Genomic DNA, 18,118 nt, shown 5'->3' with positions numbered 1-18,118 from the left:
CGGCGGGCATGGCAGGAGAACTATTTGTGAGCGAGAGTCTGGTCATCCGTCTGGGGACCAATGCGCAGCAGCCGGTGCACTGGTTGGTCTGGTCGACTCAGGAGCAGGAGATCATCGCCTCCGGCACCCTGGCATCCGCCCATGGACTGGGGGAGCTGCGCGAGCGGGCCGGTGGCCGCCCCGTGGTGACCCTGGTGCCGGGCAGCGATCTCATCTTCCGGCGGGTCAGCCTGCCGGGTAAATACAACCGTCAGGCCGCGGCGGCCCTGCCATACCTGCTGGAGGAGCAGATCGCCTCCGATGTGGAGGCGCTGCATCTGGTGGTGCTGGCTCATCAGGGCCACGACGTGGACCTGATGGCGGTGGACAAGGTGAAGATGCAGGGCTGGCTCGACTGGCTGCAGCAGGCGGGGCTCACCAGCCTGCAACTGCTGCCGGATGTGCTGGCACTGCCGCTCGCCAGCGATGGGTGGTCGGCCTTGCAACTGGGGGAGGAGTGGCTGCTGCGCCAGGGCCCCTGCCAGGGCATAGTGGCTGAGGAGTCGCTGCTGGCCATGCTGCTGGCGGCCCAGGCCGAGCCCGTCACCATCCACACCCATACCCCGGCGCCCGCCATCCCGGCCGCCAACTGGCTGGCTGCGGATCCCGAGCTGCCCATGCTGCTGCTGGCCAAGGGAGCGCTCGGCTGCCAGGCCAACCTGTTGCAGGGGCCCTATCGACCCCAGACCGAATACTCCCGTTACTGGCTGCAGTGGCGCAAGGTGGCCGTGGTGGCGGGGCTGCTGCTGCTGGTGGCGCTGACCCAGCGCGGGGTGCATCTCTATCAGCTGGCGGAGCAGGACAAGGCGCTCAAGGCCGAGATCCGGCAGGTCTATACCCGGATCTTCCCGGGGGAGACCCGCATCGTCAACGTCCGCAGCCAGATGGCCCAGCACCTCAAGCTGATGGGGCAGGCCCCGCAGGATGGGGTCTTGCTGCTGCTGACCGAGCTGGCCCCGGTGTTCGCCGAGGTGCCCGGCCTCAAGCCCGAGGTGCTGCGCTTCGACGCGGCGCGTGGCGAGCTGAGGTTGCAGGTCACCGCCCCCGGTTTCACCGAGATAGAGCGCTTCCGCGAGCTGGCGGGCAAGCGTTTCGAGGTGCAGCAAGGGGAGGTGCGCAGCACCGAGGGCAAGGTCGAAGGGGCACTGGTACTCAAGGGTAAATCATCATGATGGACAAACTGCAAGGCTGGTGGCGTGGCATCAGCACCCGCGAGCAGCGGCTGGTGGCCGTGGGGGGCGGTATCTTCCTGATCGGGCTCTGCTACTGGCTCATCTGGCAGCCGGTGGCCAACCGCATCGCCGAGCGTGAGCGGCAGGTGATCAACCAGCAGCAAACCCTGGCCTGGTTGAAGGAGAAGGGGCAGGATGTGCTGGCGATGCAGGCCGGCAGCGGCCGCCAGATCGACACCAGCGGCACCCTGGACGGGGTGGTGAACCGCACCGCCTTCAACCAGAAGATCAAGATAGCCCGGCTGCAACCCCAGGGGCAGGAGCTGCAGGTGTGGATCGATACGGTTCCCTTCGATGACTTGCTGCTCTGGCTGGCGACCCTCTCCGATCAGCACGGGGTGCAGGTGCAGATCATCGAGGTGGCCCGTGAAAATCTGGCGCCGGGCCTGGTCAAGGTCAGACGCCTGCAGCTGAGTCGCCCTCTATGACGCTAGCTGTTCTGATTGTCGGCCTGTTTCTGATGGCCTCTCTCGGTAATCTGGCACCGGGCCTGGTCAAGGTCAGATGCCTGCAACTGAGTCGCCCTCTATGATACTGGCTGTCCTGATTGCCGGCCCGTTTCTGATGGCCAGTCCCGGTCTGGTGCCGGGGCGGGTCAAGGTCAACCCCTTGCCATCGAGTCGTTTCCAATGAAGCAAAGAGTTCTGATTGCCAGCCTGTTCCTGCTGACCTATCTCGGGTTCCTGCTGGCGCAGCTGCCTGCCACCCTGGTGGTCCGTTATCTGCCCCTGCCGGCCAATCAGGTGCGGCTGGAGGGGGTGAGCGGCACCCTCTGGAGTGGCCAGGTGGCCCGCCTGCAATACGCCAGCGAGTCGCTCACCCAGCTGCGCTGGGATCTCAATGGCTGGTCGCTGCTGCGCCTCGCCCCCGAGCTCTCCCTGCGCTTCGGCGATCGCTCTGGCCTCAACGGGCAGGGGGTGATCGGCTGGAACGGTGCGGCCTTCGGCCGTGACATCATCCTCAACGCCCCCGCGCCCTGGGTGCTGGAGCGGGTGCCCATGCGGTCACCCTTCCCCCTGACGGCGGTGGGTCAGCTGCAGCTGAAGGTCGATCAGTTCGCCCAGGGCAATCCCTGGTGCGAGGAGCTCTACGGCAACCTGCACTGGTACGGCGCCGAGGCGGATACCCCGGCCGGCAAGCTGCAGTTGGGGGATCCTGAGGTCAAGCTGACCTGTCTCGACTCCCGGCTGGTGGCCGAGATCAAGCAGGGCTCGGAGGCGGTACAGGTGCTGGGCAAGCTGGAGCTGCAGGCCAATCGCCAGTACCTGTTCCAGGGCACGCTCAAGCCGGGCCCCGAGCTGCCGGATCAGATGAAGCAGGGGCTGCCCTTCCTCGGCCAGCCCGACGGCCAGGGGCGCTTCCCGCTGCGTTATCAGGGCCGGATCTGAGCCAGCGTCACTGTTGACCATCATCACCCCGCCCCGGCGGGGTGATGTCGTTATGGGGCCGGCATCTGGCCCTGTCCCGGCGTGGTGATCAGGTGATTTAGAAAGAAGCCGAACAGCTCGGCCCGGGAGCCGAGCCGCAGCTTGGCGTAGAGGTGCTTGCGATGATTCTTCACCGTGCCGCTGCCAATGCCGAGCTCGGCGGCGATGGCCTCGGTATCCAGCCCCTGCAGCAGCAGGCCGGCGACCTGCCGCTCCCGGCGGGTCAGCAGATCCCCGCCGACGCTGGCCATCGCCCGGGTAATGGCCGCCTTGAGGGTGGCGCCGTCCGGTCCAGTTCCATCCCCGTCGGCGGCACTTGTCGCAACACTCTTGGCGGCACTCTCCGCCAGCAGGGGCTGGGGCTGCTGCCAGTGCTGGCGGCAGAGGGAGTGGATCAGCGGAAACAGCTCCTCCAGCCTGGCCCGCTCGCTCGGGCGCAGGGCGTGGCGCTTGCCGAGTCGGCCCAGGAACAGCATCAGCGTCAGCCCTTCGCGTATCGGCAGGATCAGCCCTACCTCCTCCTGCCAGCCGGTGGCCTGATAGAAGCGCCGGCGATAGTCCGGATCTAGGGCTCCGTTGGACAGCTCCGCCAGGGTCCAGACCCCGGCACTTAACCCGCGCGCCAGCGCCTGCATAAAGGGATCCTGGCCGAAGTGGCCGGTGAGATAGCGGTCGAACAGCAGCTCCCGCTGATGGCTCAGGTTGTCATAGAGATAGAGGGGGCGCTGGCCAACCCCGAGCAGCAGGGCGCAGTCGAACGCCACCTGGTGCTGGATGAGGTGCACCAGCGCTGCCGGGAAGGCGCTGCCGTGCAGGGCATCGACGACGGCGGTCAGATCTGTGGTGAGGGCGGCGCAGGTCATGGGTGGCTCCGAGGCAGGGGGCCACGCGGCCCCATTCGGCTGGCATGCTAGCACGGTGGTGACAAAACTGTCCCCTGGGGGACATGGTCGCGCTCACGTCGAACGGCGAGGATGGCGGCTTTTCCTCTGTCGTTGGAGACCCCATGTTCAACCCCCATCTGCTGGACGAGCTGAGCCAGCGCGGGCTTGTCGCCCAGAATTCCGACCCCGTCGCCCTGCGCGATCATCTGGCCGTGCCGCGCACCCTCTATTGCCCCACCGCCGGCAGCCTGCACATCGGTCATCTGGTGCCGCTGTTGATGCTGCGCCGCTTCCAGCTCGCCGGTCACATTCCGGTGGCGCTGGTGGGCGGCGCCACCGGCCTCATCGGCGATCCCAGCTTCAAGGCGAGCGAGCGCAGCCTCAACAGCGGCGAGACGGTGCAGGGCTGGGTCGCCAGCCTGTCGGCCCAGATAGAGGCGCTGTTGCCCGCCGGCGACGGGTTGGTGACGCCCAAACTGGTCAACAACGCCGACTGGACGGGGCAGATGTCGGCCCTCGATTTTCTGCGCGACATCGGCAAGCACTTCTCGGTCAACGCCATGCTGGCGCGGGAATCGGTGCGCCAGCGGCTGGCTCGCCCGGAGCAGGGCATCTCCTTCACCGAGTTCGCCTACGCGCTGCTGCAGTCCCAGGACTTCGCCGTGCTGCACGAGCGGCTCGGCTGCACCCTGCAGATCGGCGGCAACGATCAGTGGGGCAACATCACCGGCGGCATGGATCTCACCCGCCGCCTGCACCGGGCCCAGGTCTATGGCATGACGCTGCCGCTCATCACCAAGGCGGATGGTACCAAGTTCGGCAAGACCGAGGGGGGCGCAATCTGGCTGGATCCGGCGCTCACCTCGCCCTACGCCTTCCATCAGTTCTGGCTAGGCACCGCGGATGAGGATGTCTACCGCTTCCTGCGCTACTACAGCCTGATGCCGCTCGCGGCCATCGAGGCGCTGGAGGCGGAAGACGCCAGGCGGGAGGGGCGCAAGCGGGCGCAGCAGGTGCTGGCGGACGAGCTGACCGAGCTGGTACACGGCAAGGGGGCGCTGGCGGCGGCGCGGCGCATCGGCGAGCTGCTGTTTTGTGGCGAGGTGGCCCGCCTGGGGGAGAGCGATCTTGCCCAGCTGGCGCAGGATGGCATGCCGAGTTGTCGGGTGGAGGGGGCGCAGGATCTGATCAGCCTGCTGGTAACATGCGGCCTGGCCGGCTCCCGCCGCATCGCCCGCGAGCTGCTGGCGGCGGGGGCCATCAGCCTCAACGGGGCGCTCAGGCAGGATGAGCGGCTGGCTCAGGGCGAGCGGTTGTTTGGTCGTTACCTGCTGCTGCGCCGTGGCAAGAAGCAGTATCAGCTGGTGGAGTGGCTGGACTGAGGCGACAGCGGCGCGAGCATGACAAGGGCCGCCTGGGCAGCCCTTGTTGCTACGTGATCGCCGGCAGATTCAGACCGCCAGCGGCAGCAGCTCGGCGTAATCCCTGATCGCCGGGAAGGCGGTGATCTGCTGCTCGGGTTGGCGGCTGTCCGGGTTCTGGATGGCGAGCCTATGGGCGATGCCGTAGTCGGCGGCGGCCCGCAGGATCCGCTCGCTGTCATCGACGAACAGGGTGCGAGCCGGATCGAACGCCAGCCGCTCGGCCAGCGCCTGCCAGCATTGCTGACTCTCCTTCGACCAGCCCAGCTCGTGGGTGCTGACCATCAGATCCAGGTGCGCGCCCAGTCCGAGCCGCGCCTCCTTGACCGAGAGGCTGGCGGGGTGGGCGTTGGTGAACAGCACCAGCTGCTTGCCCGCCGCGCGCAGGGCGGCCAGGAAGGGGATGGCATTGGGTCGCCACTGGATCTTCTCCAGGATCTCCTGCTTGAGGGCACGGATGTCCAGCCCCAGAGTCCGGCTCCAGTAATCCACGCAGTACCAGTCGAGGGTGCCGCTGACCGCCTGAGCGTGGGCATCCATTTGTGCCTTGGCCTCGGCCAGCGGCAACCCGAGACGCTCGGCGTAACGCTGTGGCACCAGCTGCTGCCAGAGGTGGCTGTCAAAATGGAGATCGATCAGGGTGCCATCCATATCGAGCAGAACGGTATCTATCTGGTGCCAGGGCAGTGGGGTCGGCATGAAAGGTCTCTTGGTGTCACGCAGGGCGCTGAAAAAGGAGCGCCACTATAACGCATTTTTCCGGCATCTTTCCCCGCCTTGCCCCGTGGTGTTCGGGGTGGGAGTCGTTTACTCTTGAAGCACTATTTTTTAACCGGCAATCAGCGCCCGACGATGGATCATAACAAGAGCAAACCCGAGCGACTCGAGGCCGAGATGATGGATCAGGACAAGCGCAAACCCGTCATCCTCAGCGCCGAGATCGTGGCCGAGAGCCGCCTGTTCAAGGTGGAGTCCCTGCATCTGAAATTCTCCAACGGCGAGGAGCGGGTCTACGAGCGGATGCGCGGTGGCAACAGAGGCGCCGTCATGGTGGTGCCGCTGTTCGACGCGCACACCCTGCTGCTGGTGCGCGAATACGCGGCGGGCACCCACTCTTACGAGCTCGGCTTCCCCAAGGGGCTGATCGATCCGGGTGAGAATGCCTTAGAGGCGGGCAACCGGGAGCTGATGGAGGAGGCGGGCTTCGGCGCCCACAGCCTGATCCCCCTCAAGCAGGTGTCGCTGGCCCCCGGCTACTTCTCCAGCCGGATGGATATCTTGTTGGCCCGGGATCTCTTCCCCGAGCAGCGCATCGGCGACGAGCCGGAGCCGCTCGAGGTTATCCCCTGGCCGCTCAACCGCATCGACGAATTGCTGGCGCGCCCCGACTTCACCGAGTCGCGCAGCATCAGTGCCCTGCTGCTGGCCAAGAAGTGGCTGGCGGAGCAGGAGAAGAAGCGCCCATAAGGGTATAAAGGGTAATAAAAACAGAGGGTAGCAAGATGCAGGAGTTGTTGGCCTGGGTGCCTGGGGTCAAGGAGATCGCCCGTGAAGCGGGTCGGATCCTTCACGAAATCTATCACGGCGGTCAGTTCGAGCGTCAGCTGAAGGAGGATGCGACCCCGGTCACCAGTGCCGATCTTGCTGCCGATGCCTACCTCAAGGGGGCGCTGTCGGCGCTCACTCCCCATGTTCCCGTGCTGACCGAAGAGGCGGCCGATGTGCCCTTCAGCCAGCGATCCAACTGGCGGCAGTACTGGCTGGTAGATCCCCTCGACGGCACCGGCGAGTTCATCGCCGGCAGCGGCGACTTCGCCACCCTGATCGCCCTGGTGCGGGACAACGTGCCTGTGCTCGGCGTCATCTACGCCCCGGAATCCGACGTGCTCTATTGGGCTGTGCGCGGCCACGGCGCCTTCAAGGAGGTGGGGGGCGAGATCTATCCCATCAGCGCCATGCACCATGAACACGACCTGCCGGATGCGCTGGTGGTGGCCATCAGCCGACGCCAGAAGCTGGAGAGGCTGACCCGCCGTCTCAACCCGGCTCTCAACTACGAGCTGATCCCGCTCGGCTCCAGCTCCCTCAAGTCCTGCCTGGTGGCGGAGGGGGCCGCCGACTGCTATGTGCGGCTCGGCCCCACCGGCGAGTGGGACACCGCCGCCGCCCAGTGCATCGTCGAGGCGGCCGGTGGCCGCATCCTCAGCCTGACCCTGCAGCCGCTGAGCTACAACGAAACTGAGTCGCTGGAGAACCCTGACTTCATCGTGATGGGGGATCCGGATCTCGACTGGGGCAAGATACTGGCGCACTGAGCCGGCTGAAAAATCACCGCTGATCAGCAATCAGGCGACCTCGGGGTCGCCTGATTGTTTGGTGTGATCCGCTGGTTATATCCGTGATGAGCAGGGATATCCGCTATCAAATCGCGAAGATAACAGTGGATCATCACAAGGGCGCCATGAGAATTGGCATATTTTTCAGGTAATCCTGCAAACTCAAGTTTGGTCAAAATAAAAAAATGGATATGGATCTTATTTTGGTTCTATATATCGCAAAATTTCCAATTTGTAGTTTTACAGGATTCCGTGATCCAGATCCTGTTCCCAATCTCACTGGCCCGAGCCCGTAATGGTAGTGATATGTTTCAGTGCCGCGTTTTGAGAATTAAATTCGGATAAACCACAATATGTGCAGATTAAAATACTGACCATAAGTGAATTATCGATGAGTTTATCTGCAGAGGTTACCAAGGAGCTGTCTGGTTCCCAGCCAGCCATCGCCACCAGCAGCTGGCGCCGTCATGACACCCACTGGGTGATCAGCCTGTTTGGCACCGCTGTCGGCGCGGGCATCCTGTTCCTGCCCATCAATCTGGGTCTCGGCGGGATCTGGCCCCTGCTCATAGTAGCCGTGCTGGCCGGCCCCATGACCTTCCTGGCGCACCGCGGGCTGGCCCGCTTCGTGTTGTCCTCCTCCCGTCCCCAGGCCGACTTCACCGAGGTGGCGGAGGAGCACTTCGGCAAGATGGCCGGCCGCCTCATCTCGGCGCTCTACTTCCTCTCCATCTTCCCTATTTTGCTCATCTACGGGGTGGGGCTGACCAACACGGTGGAGAGCTTCATGGTCAACCAGCTCGGCATGGCGACCCCGAACCGGGTGATGCTCTCCGGCCTGCTGGTGTTTGCCATGATCGCGGTGATGATGGCCGGCGAGAAGGCGATGCTGCGGGCCTTCGCCTTCATGGTCTACCCGCTGGCGGCCATCCTGGCGGCGCTCTCCTGCTACCTGATCCCCCAGTGGCACTGGCCGGAGGTGACCGCCTTCGACGGCGCCGGCTTCCTCAACACCGTCTGGCTGGCGCTGCCGGTGACCGTCTTCGCCTTCAGCCACGCCGCCGCCATCTCCGGCTTCGCCAACGTGCAGCGCCGTGAATATGGCGAGCAGGCGGAGGCCAAGAGCGGCCTGATCCTGCGCAACACCACCGTCATGCTGGTGGGCTTCGTGCTGTTCTTCGTCTTCTCCTGTGTGCTGAGCCTCTCCCCGCTGCAGCTGGCCGAGGCCAAGGCCCAGAACGTCTCGGTGCTCTCCTATCTCGCCAACATCACCGACAACCCGGTGATCATCACCCTGGGACCGCTCATCGCCTTCATCGCCATCAGCTCCTCCTTCCTCGGCCACTTCCTGGGAGCGCGGGAGAGCCTCAAGAGCCTGATCGCCAAGCCCACCGGCCTGTCGATTGCGAAGGCGGACAGGCTCGGCATAGCGCTGATGTTCTTCGCCATCTGGGGGGCGGCGGTGCTCAACCCGGGCATCCTCGGCCTGATGGAGACCCTCTCCGGCCCGGTCATCGCCATGATCCTGTTCATCATGCCGGTGGTGGCCATCTACCGGGTCGAGGCGCTGGCTCGCTTCCGTCAGGGCTGGGTGAACGGCTTCATCCTGCTGACCGGCTCCTTGGCGGTGTCGGCGCTGATCTTCAGCCTGCTGAAGTAAGGGGCACAGCGCCTCGCGCTAGGCCCATCAATGCAAAGAGGCGACCCCGGGGTCGCCTCTTTGCATTCTGATTGCGCGCTCAGCCCAGCTTGGCGCCGTTCTCCACCGCCTGCTCCGGGATGGCCATCACCACGGCGCCGTCGGCCCGGTAGAAGCCGGTCAGCAGAAACTCCGACTGGACGGGACCTATCTGCTTGGGCGGGAAGTTCACCACCGCGACTATCTGGCGCCCCACCAGCTCTTCCGCTTGGTAGAGATCCGTGATCTGGGCGCTGCTCTTGCGCACCCCGAGCTCGGGCCCAAAATCGGCCCACACCTTGTAGGCGGGCTTGCGCGCCTCGGGGAAGGGCTCGACCCGCACCAGGGTGCCCACCCTCAGCTCCACCATCTCGAACTCTTGCCAGCTTATGGTCTGCATCTGCTCTCCTCGCGTGTCGTCCATGTCAGCCAGCATGCCCGATCTCGCCATGGCTTGTCTTCGGCGCAGAGCCGGTGCGTTACGGCAGTTGGCCGTTTTGCTGACGCCAGCGCGACGGGGTCAGCCCGGTCTCGGCCAGGAAGCGCTCGGCGAAGGCGCCCTGATCCTGATAACCGCAGCGGCAGGCTATCTCGCCGATGGGCAGGGCGCTCTGGCTCAACAGGGTGCGCGCCAGCGCCATACGCCGGCTCCTGACATAGTGGGAGACGCTGATGCCGAGCTGCTGGCGAAAGGCGTGCTTGAACTGGCTCAGGCCGAGGCAGGCGAGGTTGGCGAGCTGTTGATTGGTGAGCGGCTCGGCGAGGTGGGTCTCGATATGGCGCTGCACCCTCGCGATGCGGGGGGCGATGCGGGTCGCCATGGCCGGGTCCATGCCCCGTGACTCGGCCAGCAGCCCGAGCCAGACCTGCTCCATGCCCGCCACCTGCCGCCCCGCGGTCACCATCCGGTGCAGGAAGGCGAGATAGTGACGTTGGGGCTCATCCAGCTCGATAAAGGGCTGGCCTGCGAGCGCTTCCGGTAGCCAGGAGCTCTCTTGTACCAGGAAGGAGAGTGCCGGATCGGCCGCGAAGTCGTGGCGCTCACCGGGGGTTATCACGCAGGCAAAACCAGGCGAGAGGCGGCGGCCCTGACCTTGCACCTCGATCTCGATGGGGCCATCGAGGGGGATCACCAGTTGGGCGAAGTCGTGGCTGTGGCTGCTGATGTCGCTCTGGTAGCGGCGCAGGCTGAAGGGGGGCGGGGCAGATGGCAATGACGCGGCCCGGGGCCGCGTCATCGAAGAAAGATCGCTCTTTGGCATAGGCTGAGAGGATTATTCGACGTCGAAATCTTCGATCTCTTTGCCCAGCGCTTCCATGATGGCGCGCGCCTCGGCAGGGACGCTGTCCGGATGATCCTTGCGCAAGTCATCGTCACCGGGCAGTGGCTGGCCGGTAAACGCGTGCAGGAAGGCCTCACAGAGCAGCTCGCTGTTGGTCGCATGACGCAGGTTGTTCACCTGGCGACGGGTGCGCTCATCGGTCAACACCTTCAGCACCTTGAGCGGGATCGAGACGGTAATCTTCTTGACCTGTTCACTCTTCTTACCGTGTTCCGCATAGGGGCTGACGTAGTCGCCGTTCCACTCTGTACCCATGATTCACCTGTTCTCATTTGGCCGTGAGCGCGGATTTTAACCCTTAAGGAATTCAATGGCAATCCAACAGCAAAGCCATTTAGACGTCTGGAAGTGTTGACGGCTTTTTTGTGCTGGCGTAAGGTGGTTCACCATGGGCTGGCGATAGGGCCGGCCATGGCGGGAACGGGTGTGGCAGAGTCAAGGCGGCCATCGTCCAGAGACAGATCAAGGAGAGTGAGATGACCCACAAGGCCACCCTGGCGGTACGCACCGGGATTGAGACAGACACACAGCACGGCGCCGTGGTGCCGCCCATTTACCTCTCCAGCAACTACACCTTTGCCGACTTCGGCGAGCCCCGTCAATACGATTATGCCCGCTCCGGCAACCCGACCCGCTCCAACCTGGCGGACGCGCTGGCGGCGCTGGAAGGGGGGGCGGGCGCCGTGGTGACCGGCACCGGCATGGGCGCCGTGCATCTGGTGACCACGGCCCTGCTCAAGGCGGGTGATCTGCTGCTGGCCCCCCACGACTGCTACGGCGGCACCTGGCGCCTGTTCGAATATCTGGCGGCCAAGGGCCACTACCGGGTGCAGTTCGTCGATCAGGGGGATGCCGCCGCCCTGGCCGCGGCGCTGGCGCAGCAGCCGGCGCTGGTGTGGGTCGAGACCCCCTCCAACCCGTTGCTGCGGGTGGTGGATGTGGCCGCCATCGCCGCCGCCGCCCACGAGGTGGGCGCCCAGGTGGTGGTGGACAACACCTTCCTCTCCCCCCTGCTGCAGCAACCGCTGGCGCTGGGGGCGGACGTGGTGGTGCACTCCACCACCAAGTACATCAACGGTCACTCCGACGTGGTGGGTGGCGTCGCCATCGCCAAGGAGCCCGCGCTCGCCGACTCCCTGGTGTGGTGGGCCAACTGCCTCGGCCTGACCAGCGGGGCCTTCGATTCCTACCTCACCCTGCGCGGGTTGCGCACCCTGGCCCCCAGGCTGCGCACCCATCAGGAGAACACGGATCGCATCCTCGCCTTCCTGCAGCAGCAGCCGCTGGTCAAACAGATCTACCACCCCAGCCTGCCGAGTCATCCGGGTCACGAGATTGCGCGCCGTCAACAGTCCGGCTTCGGCGCCATGCTAAGTTTTGAGCTCGACTGCGACGAGGCGGGGCTGCGCGTCTTCCTCGGGGCACTCAGCCTGTTCTCGGTGGCCGAGTCCCTCGGTGGGGTGGAGAGCCTGGTGGCCCATCCGGCCAGCATGACCCACAGGGCCATGACCCCGGCGGCCCAACAGGCGGCGGGCATCAGCGCCCAACTGCTGCGCCTCTCGGTAGGCATAGAACACGGCGACGATCTGGTGGCCGATCTGGCCCAGGCGTTTGCCAAGGCGCAGCTGGCCGGGCAATGACCCGGCCGCAGACAGCAAAGACAGAATAAAACGGAACAGGCGGTGAAGTAATGGAACAGCAGCAAGGAGAGAGCGCGGTGGCGGTACAGACAGGGTTGAAGCGGCGTCATGTGCACAAGTTTGGGGGCAGCAGCCTGGCGGATCCGGTCTGCTATCGCCGGGTCGCCACCATCGTCGAGCAGCAGGTCGGCGGTCAGGAGCTGGTCGTGGTCTCCGCCGCCGGCAAGACCACCAACCGTCTGATCCAGCTGGTGGAGCTGGCCGAGGAGGGGGACGAAGCCGCCGGTGAGGCGATCTCGGCGTTGCAAGCCTATCAGCAGAGCCTGATCGACGGCCTGCTGGAGGGGGAGTGGCAGCTCGACCTGAGCCGGCAGCTGGCCGATGACATGCAGTTCATCGGCAAGACCCTGGAGGGACAGTTCGATCGCTTCGCCCGCAACGGCCTGCTCGCCTTCGGCGAGGTGTGGTCGGCGCGCCTGCTGGCCGCCCTGCTCAGCAGCCGCGGTGAGCCCGCCATCTGGCTCGATGCCCGCAGCTTCCTGCGTGCCGAGGACGGCGCCCTGGTCAAGGTGGATACCGCCATCTCCAGCGAGCTGCTCAAGGCGCGCCTCGCCGAGCATACTGGCCGCATCGTGGTGACCGGCTTTATCGCCGCGGACATGGAAGGAAGATCCCTGCTGCTCGGCCGCAACGGCTCCGACTACAGCGCCAGCCTGCTGGCGGCGCTGGCGGACGGCGAATCCACCACCATCTGGAGCGACGTGGCCGGGGTCTACAGCGCGGATCCGCGCCGGGTGAAGGAGGCGCGCCTGCTGGAGCGCCTGAGCCTGGCCGAGGCCAACGAGCTGGCTCGCCTCGGTTCCCCGGTGCTGCACTCGCGCACCCTGCAGCCGGTGGCCGACAGCCGCCAGCGCCTCACCCTGCGCTGCAGCTACAACCCGGACGAGGGTTGTACCCACATACTGCGCCGGGCGCCGCGCTCCGGCGGGGCGCGCATCGTCTCCTCGGTGGATCAGATAGCGCTGATCGAACTCAAGGTGCTGCCCCAGACCAGCTATGAGCAGACGGTGGCCACCATCGAGGCGCATCTGGCCCGCCATCGCCTCAACCCGCTCACCCTGCAGCGCCAGCCGGATCGGCGGGTGCTGCGCCTCGCCTACACGCTCGAAGTAGCAGAAGGGGCGTTCGAGATCCTGCGCGACTTCCAGTTGCAGGGCAACTTTACCGGTCTCATCCAGAAAGAGGGCTACAGCCTGGTGGCCCTGGTCGGCGCCGGGGTGACCGACAACGCCGAGCAGTGTCACCGCTTCTATCAGCTGCTGGCGGATCAGCCGCTGGAGTTCGTGCAGGTGGCCAGAGACGGCCTGAGCCTGGTGGCGGTGCTGCGCCAGGTGGTGCTGGAGCCGCTGCTCATCGCCCTGCACGGCGCCCTGTTCAGCCGCCCGACCCGGGTCGGCCTGGTGCTGTTTGGCAAGGGCAACATCGGTGGCCACTGGCTGAGCCTCTATGGCCGCGAGAAGGCACGGCTCGAGCACGAGCTCAACCTGACCCTGACCCTGTACGGGGTGTTCAACTCGCAAGGGGGCGTGCTGGACGAGGAGGGGCTGGATCCGCTCAAGGTGCGGGACAACTTCAATCCCAGGCCGCTGATCTGGCCCGAACTGCTGGGCCAGCTCGAGCAACATGGTTTTGACAGCCTGATCGCGCTCGATCTCACCGCCAGCGAGACGGTGAGCCGCTATTACCCTGACTTCGCCCAGCTCGGTTGCCACATCATCGCCGCCAACAAGTTTGCCGGCGCCGCCGAGAGCGAGTTCTACCAGCGCATCAAGCAGACTTGCCGCGATCACCAGGTGCAGTGGCGCTACAACGCCACCGTCGGCGCCGGTCTGCCCATCCAGTCCAGCATCCAGATGCTGCGCCAGAGCGGCGATCGCATCCAGGGGGTCTCCGGTATCTTCTCCGGCACCCTCTCCTGGCTGTTCCAGCAGTACGATGGCAGCCGCCCCTTCTCCGAGCTGGTGGACGAGGCCTGGCAGCACGGCCTGACCGAGCCGGATCCCCGCGAGGATCTCTCCGGCCAGGACGTGCGCCGCAAGCTGCTGATCCTGGCGCGGGAGGCGGGCTTCGAGCTCGACTCCGCCGACATCGAGCTGGAGAACCTGGTGCCTGTGGCCCTGCGCAAGGCCAGCACGGATCAGTTCATGGACAGGCTAAAGGAACTGGATGAGCCCATCCAGAGCGCGTTCGAGGGGGCCCGCCGAGTCGGCAAGGTGCTGCGCTACGTCGCCCGCTTCGAGCATGACGGCAAGGCGCGGGTCGGGCTTGAGACCCTGGAGCCGCACCATCCGTTCGCAAACCTCTTGCCCTGCGACAACGTGTTCGCCATCGAGAGCGACAGCTATCGCACCAACCCGCTGGTCATTCAGGGGCCGGGGGCGGGGCGCGAGGTGACGGCGGCGGCCATCCAGTACGATCTCTGGCAGATCTGCGCCAGCCTCTGAGGGGCTAGTCGATAAAACAAAAGAAGAGGCGCCCTGGGGCGCCTCTTCTCGTTGGGTGGTCGCAATGTATTACCAGAACACCTTGCCCAGCAGGGGGGCCAGCAGCACCGTCGCCATGCCGGCGATCATCATCACCATGCTGGAGACCACCCCCTCCTCGTTGCCCATCTGATAGGCCCTGGCGGTGCCCGCACCGTGGGCCGAAGCACCGAAGCCGGCCCCCTTGCCGAGCCGGCTGCGGATGGCGAGCACCGTCAGCACGCTCTCCCCGACCGCCATGCCGATCACCCCGGTCAGCACCACGAACAGGGCGGTGAGATCGGCATTGCCGCCGACCGAGCGGGTCGCCTCCACCGCGAAGGGGGTGGTGATGGATCTCATGGCCATGCTGCGCTGCAGTAGCTCTGAGAGGTGCAGCCAGCGCGCCAGCAGCACAGTGCTGCCCACCGCCATGAGCACGGAGGCGAGCACCCCTACCGACAGGGAGAGCCAGTGGCGGCGCATCAGCTGGCGGTTCTCGTAGACCGGCACCGCGAAGGCGACGGTGGCCGGGCCCAGCAGCCACAGCAGCCAGTGCGACTCGGCCATGTAGTCCTGATAGGGGATGTGGAACAGCATCACCACCGCCACCAGCAGGGCCGGCGCCAGCAGCAGCGGCATCAGTGGCAGTATGCGTTTGCGGCCATAGAGCCACTTGCTGGCGTAGTAGAACAGCAGGGTGAGGGCGAAGCAGAGCAGGCCGAGCAGGGTGTCAGACATGGCGGCGGCTCCGGCGGGCCAGCTTCAGTTCGAGCCGATAGACCCTGTCCACCACCAGGGCCGTGGTGCCGAGCACCAGCACAGTGCTTATCACCAGCACCAGCATGATGCGCCACCCCTCCTGCAGCAGCAGATCCTGATAGTTGACCACGGCCACCACGGCGGGCACGAAGAACAGCAGCATCTCCGCCAGCAGCCAGCGGGCACCGGCGCTGAACCACTGTGCCTTGACCACCCCGAGCAGGATGCAGACCAGCAACAGCAACATGCCGGTGAGGTTGGCGGGCAGGGGCAGATTGAAGGTGCGCACCGCGGTGTCGGCCAGCAGCCAGATGGCGGCCAGCAGGGCGATTTGGAAGGGAGTTTGTAGCCAGCGAAGGCAGAAGGCTTTCATGATGGGCGTCTTTTTGTGAACCTGGTCACAGTATAAGGGCGGGCTAAACCTGCAAGAAATGAATTTAAATTATGAAAAATATGCCAAATTGGCATTATTTAGCGAACCCCTCCGACGAGCGTCCCATGGATATCCGAGCCCTGCGTTACTTTGTCGAACTGGTGCGGGAGCAGAGCTTTACCCGCGCCTCCGAGAAGCTGTTTGTCACCCAGCCCACCATCAGCAAGATGATCCGCAACATGGAGGAGGAGCTGGGTCAGCCCCTGCTCAACCGGGAGGGACACAGCTTCACCCTGACCGACAGCGGCCAGGTGCTGTTTGCCCGTGGCCAGCTGATCCTGGCCCAGATGCAGCAGCTGGAGGCGGAGCTCGCCGATCTGCAGAGCCTGCAGCACGGGCGCCTCGCGCTCGGCATCCCGCCCATGGTGGGCCACGTCTATGCGGATCTGATCCGCACCTACCGCAGCCGCTACCCCAGGGTGGAGCTCTCCATCGTCGAATATGGCGGCCGTCGCATCGAGCAGGCGGTGCTGGAGGGGGAGCTGGATCTCGCCATCACCATGTTGCCGACCAGGGAGGGGGGCGCCCTCAGCGCGCTGGAGCTGGATTGCTACCCGATCCAGGTGGTGCTGCCGGACCTGCCGCGCTGGCGCGAGCGCGCCGAAATCCGGTTGGAGGATCTGCAGGAGGAGCCCTTCCTGCTCTACACCCAGGCCTTCACCCTGAGCGAGCGGCTGGAGCAGGCCTGCCAGCAGGCGGGCTTCGTGCCCCAGGTGGCGGCGCGCAGCAGCCAGTGGGACTTTCTCACCGCCATGGTGCGCAGCGGCATGGGGGTCGCCTTCCTGCCCGAGCCCATCTGCCGGCGGCTGACCCCGGACGGGCTGGTGTTGCGCCCCCTGCTGCCGGAGCTGAGCTGGCGGCTCGGGGTGATCTGGCCGAGCCGGCGCTACCTCTCCCGCACCGCCGAGGCCTGGCTGGCCCTGTGCCGCGAGAGCCGCGGCTGAACACTCAACTGCGCAGCAGGGCGCCCAGCTGGCGACATAGTCTGCGCAGGGTCTGGTTGTCGAGGCAGCCAAAGCCGAGCAGCCAGCCCTCCAGCCCGGGCTCGCCGAGGTAGAACTGGCCGAGGGGGCGCAGGCCCAGCCCCAGGGCGTTGGCGGCGTCGGTCCAGCGGGCCTCGCCGCCCGGCGGCAGCAGCACGGCGCACTGCAGCCCGGCGCCGCTGTGGATGGGGGTGAGCAGGGGGCAGTGCTCGGCCAGTTCGCTCAGCAGCAGATCCCGCCGGCTCTGGTAGAGCAGACGACTCTGGCGCAGGTGGGTGGCGAAGTGGCCGGCGCGGATGAAGTCTGCGGTGACCGCCTGCTGCAGCTGGTTGCTGTGACCGTCGAAGGCGGCGCGGGCCCGGCTGAAGGACTCCATCAGGGGGCGCGGCAGCACCAGGTAGGCGAGGCGCAAGGAACCAAACAGCACCTTGCTGAAGGTGCCAACATAGAGGACCCGCCCCTGACCATCCAGCCCCTGCAGGGCGGGCAGCGGGCGCTGATCGTACTGATATTCCCCATCGTAATCGTCTTCCAAAATCCAGGCCCCGTGCCGCTCGGCCTCGGCCAGCAACGCCATCCGCCGCGGCAGGCTCATGGGCACGCCGAGGGGATACTGATGGGCCGGGGTGCAGTAGATGAGCCTTGGCCGCGGATGTTCCCCCGCCGGGTTGAGACCCTCCTCGTCAACCGGCACCGGATGGACGCGGGCGCCGGCACTCTCCAGCGCGGTGCGCGCACCCGGGTAGCCGGGATCCTCCACCCAGACGCTGTCGCCGGCATCGATGAGCAGCTGGGTCGCCAGCAAGATGCCCTGCTGGGAGCTGGTGAGGATCAGGATCTGATCCGGCTCGCACACCACCCCCCGCGACTGCACCAGATAGCTGCTGATGGCGGCGCGAAGGGGAGCCAAGCCCTGTGGATCCCCGTAGTTCATCCAGTCGCTGGCGCGCTGGCGCCACTGTTGCTGCATCAGCCGCCCCCAGAGCGCCTGGGGGAAGAGGCGCGGATCCGGCTGGCTGGAGGCGAAGGAGTCACCCACCTGGGGCGCGTTATGGCAGGCCCCGCCCGCCGCCATCTCCTGGCCGCGGCGCGACAGCCCGGCCGCCGACTGGGGCGGCCTGGGGGCGGGGCGCACTGCCGCCAGGGCGACGAAGCTGCCGGCCCCCACCTTGCGCACCAGATAGCCCTCCGCCTCCAGCCGGCCGTAGGCAAGCTCTACCGTGCTGCGGGAGACGCCGAGATCCCGGGCCAGCATGCGGCTGGCGGGCAGCCGGCTGTGCTGGGGCAGGTGACCGGCCAGGATGGCTTCCCGCAGGGTACGCACCAGCTGCTCATGCAGTGGCAGATCGTTCTGTTGCTGGTCGGCAAACAGGGTGGGCAGGGCGGTCATGAGGGCCTCCGGGTGGGGCACTGTGCCC

The 18,118-nt window shown here is 66.0% G+C and carries 18 protein-coding genes; 10 read left to right on the top strand and 8 right to left on the bottom strand.

Going from position 1 to position 18,118, the window contains the following annotated elements; genetic code table 11:
- Positions 1-26: 26 nt before the first annotated feature.
- From exeL to exeN, 3 genes are all read left to right on the top strand, one after another.
- Entirely contained in the window at positions 27-1,211 is a 1,185-nt protein-coding gene (exeL, locus tag EL255_RS18235; RefSeq protein ID WP_126623407.1) for a GspL family type II secretion system protein ExeL, read from the top strand.
- On the top strand, positions 1,208-1,699 hold the full coding sequence (gene exeM, locus EL255_RS18230) for a GspM family type II secretion system protein ExeM (protein ID WP_042653123.1): 492 nt from the start codon (positions 1,208-1,210) through the stop codon (positions 1,697-1,699). Before exeL ends, exeM begins: the two co-directional genes overlap by 4 nt.
- 201 nt (positions 1,700-1,900) lie before the next feature.
- Positions 1,901-2,659: a GspN family type II secretion system protein ExeN gene (gene exeN / locus EL255_RS18225; RefSeq protein WP_042653122.1), complete on the top strand. Its 759-nt coding sequence runs from the start codon at positions 1,901-1,903 to the stop codon at positions 2,657-2,659.
- A 50-nt stretch (positions 2,660-2,709) separates the two neighbouring features.
- Here the strand turns inward: exeN and EL255_RS18220 are convergent, their stop codons facing one another.
- Complete coding sequence (locus EL255_RS18220) at positions 2,710-3,561, bottom strand: helix-turn-helix transcriptional regulator (protein WP_042653121.1); 852 nt, start codon at positions 3,559-3,561, stop codon at positions 2,710-2,712.
- Between the two features lie 143 nt (positions 3,562-3,704).
- Between EL255_RS18220 and tyrS the strand changes: the two genes are divergently transcribed.
- Positions 3,705-4,964: a tyrosine--tRNA ligase gene (gene tyrS / locus EL255_RS18215; protein ID WP_042653120.1), complete on the top strand. Its 1,260-nt coding sequence runs from the start codon at positions 3,705-3,707 to the stop codon at positions 4,962-4,964.
- Between the two features lie 69 nt (positions 4,965-5,033).
- On the opposite strand, the gene yrfG is transcribed toward tyrS, so the two are convergent.
- Positions 5,034-5,702, bottom strand: coding sequence for a GMP/IMP nucleotidase (gene yrfG / locus EL255_RS18210; RefSeq protein WP_042653119.1), 669 nt, complete (start codon positions 5,700-5,702; stop codon positions 5,034-5,036).
- Positions 5,703-5,855: 153 nt separating this feature from the next.
- On the opposite strand from yrfG, the gene nudE reads away from it, so the two are divergent.
- From nudE to EL255_RS18195, 3 genes are all read left to right on the top strand, one after another.
- Entirely contained in the window at positions 5,856-6,470 is a 615-nt protein-coding gene (gene nudE, locus EL255_RS18205; protein ID WP_042653118.1) for an ADP compounds hydrolase NudE, read from the top strand.
- A gap of 35 nt (positions 6,471-6,505) precedes the next feature.
- Positions 6,506-7,318, top strand: coding sequence for a 3'(2'),5'-bisphosphate nucleotidase CysQ (gene cysQ, locus EL255_RS18200; RefSeq protein WP_042653117.1), 813 nt, complete (start codon positions 6,506-6,508; stop codon positions 7,316-7,318).
- A gap of 412 nt (positions 7,319-7,730) precedes the next feature.
- Positions 7,731-8,999 carry an aromatic amino acid transport family protein gene (locus EL255_RS18195; RefSeq protein ID WP_042653116.1) on the top strand — a complete coding sequence of 423 codons (1,269 nt, stop codon included), beginning with the start codon at positions 7,731-7,733 and terminating at the stop codon, positions 8,997-8,999.
- A 79-nt stretch (positions 9,000-9,078) separates the two neighbouring features.
- On the opposite strand, the gene EL255_RS18190 is transcribed toward EL255_RS18195, so the two are convergent.
- From EL255_RS18190 to metJ, 3 genes are all read right to left on the bottom strand, one after another.
- Positions 9,079-9,417, bottom strand: a complete 339-nt coding sequence (locus EL255_RS18190) for a tRNA-binding protein (RefSeq protein WP_042653115.1) — start codon at positions 9,415-9,417, stop codon at positions 9,079-9,081.
- Positions 9,418-9,496: 79 nt separating this feature from the next.
- Positions 9,497-10,255, bottom strand: coding sequence for an AraC family transcriptional regulator (locus EL255_RS18185; protein ID WP_042653114.1), 759 nt, complete (start codon positions 10,253-10,255; stop codon positions 9,497-9,499).
- Between the two features lie 36 nt (positions 10,256-10,291).
- Positions 10,292-10,615, bottom strand: coding sequence for a met regulon transcriptional regulator MetJ (metJ, locus tag EL255_RS18180; protein ID WP_033128908.1), 324 nt, complete (start codon positions 10,613-10,615; stop codon positions 10,292-10,294).
- 221 nt (positions 10,616-10,836) lie between these two features.
- Between metJ and metB the strand changes: the two genes are divergently transcribed.
- Both metB and EL255_RS18170 read left to right on the top strand, forming a co-directional pair.
- A complete protein-coding gene (gene metB / locus EL255_RS18175) occupies positions 10,837-12,000 on the top strand; it encodes a cystathionine gamma-synthase (protein WP_042653113.1) in 1,164 nt (387 codons plus the stop codon).
- 50 nt (positions 12,001-12,050) lie between these two features.
- Positions 12,051-14,504: a bifunctional aspartate kinase/homoserine dehydrogenase II gene (locus EL255_RS18170; RefSeq protein WP_042653112.1), complete on the top strand. Its 2,454-nt coding sequence runs from the start codon at positions 12,051-12,053 to the stop codon at positions 14,502-14,504.
- A gap of 69 nt (positions 14,505-14,573) precedes the next feature.
- On the opposite strand, the gene EL255_RS18165 is transcribed toward EL255_RS18170, so the two are convergent.
- Complete coding sequence (locus EL255_RS18165) at positions 14,574-15,263, bottom strand: LrgB family protein (protein WP_042653111.1); 690 nt, start codon at positions 15,261-15,263, stop codon at positions 14,574-14,576.
- Entirely contained in the window at positions 15,256-15,657 is a 402-nt protein-coding gene (locus EL255_RS18160; RefSeq protein ID WP_042653110.1) for a CidA/LrgA family protein, read from the bottom strand. Before EL255_RS18160 ends, EL255_RS18165 begins: the two co-directional genes overlap by 8 nt.
- A gap of 125 nt (positions 15,658-15,782) precedes the next feature.
- On the opposite strand from EL255_RS18160, the gene EL255_RS18155 reads away from it, so the two are divergent.
- Positions 15,783-16,661: a LysR family transcriptional regulator gene (locus tag EL255_RS18155; RefSeq protein WP_042653109.1), complete on the top strand. Its 879-nt coding sequence runs from the start codon at positions 15,783-15,785 to the stop codon at positions 16,659-16,661.
- Positions 16,662-16,665: 4 nt separating this feature from the next.
- Here EL255_RS18155 and pdxR read toward each other — a convergent pair whose 3' ends face one another.
- Positions 16,666-18,090, bottom strand: a complete 1,425-nt coding sequence (pdxR, locus tag EL255_RS18150; protein WP_042653108.1) for a MocR-like pyridoxine biosynthesis transcription factor PdxR — start codon at positions 18,088-18,090, stop codon at positions 16,666-16,668.
- Between the last annotated feature and the right edge of the window lie 28 nt (positions 18,091-18,118).

This window comes from Aeromonas encheleia, from assembly GCF_900637545.1.
GTDB lineage: Bacteria > Pseudomonadota > Gammaproteobacteria > Enterobacterales > Aeromonadaceae > Aeromonas > Aeromonas encheleia.
This window is presented reverse-complemented; position numbering and strand designations above follow the sequence as displayed.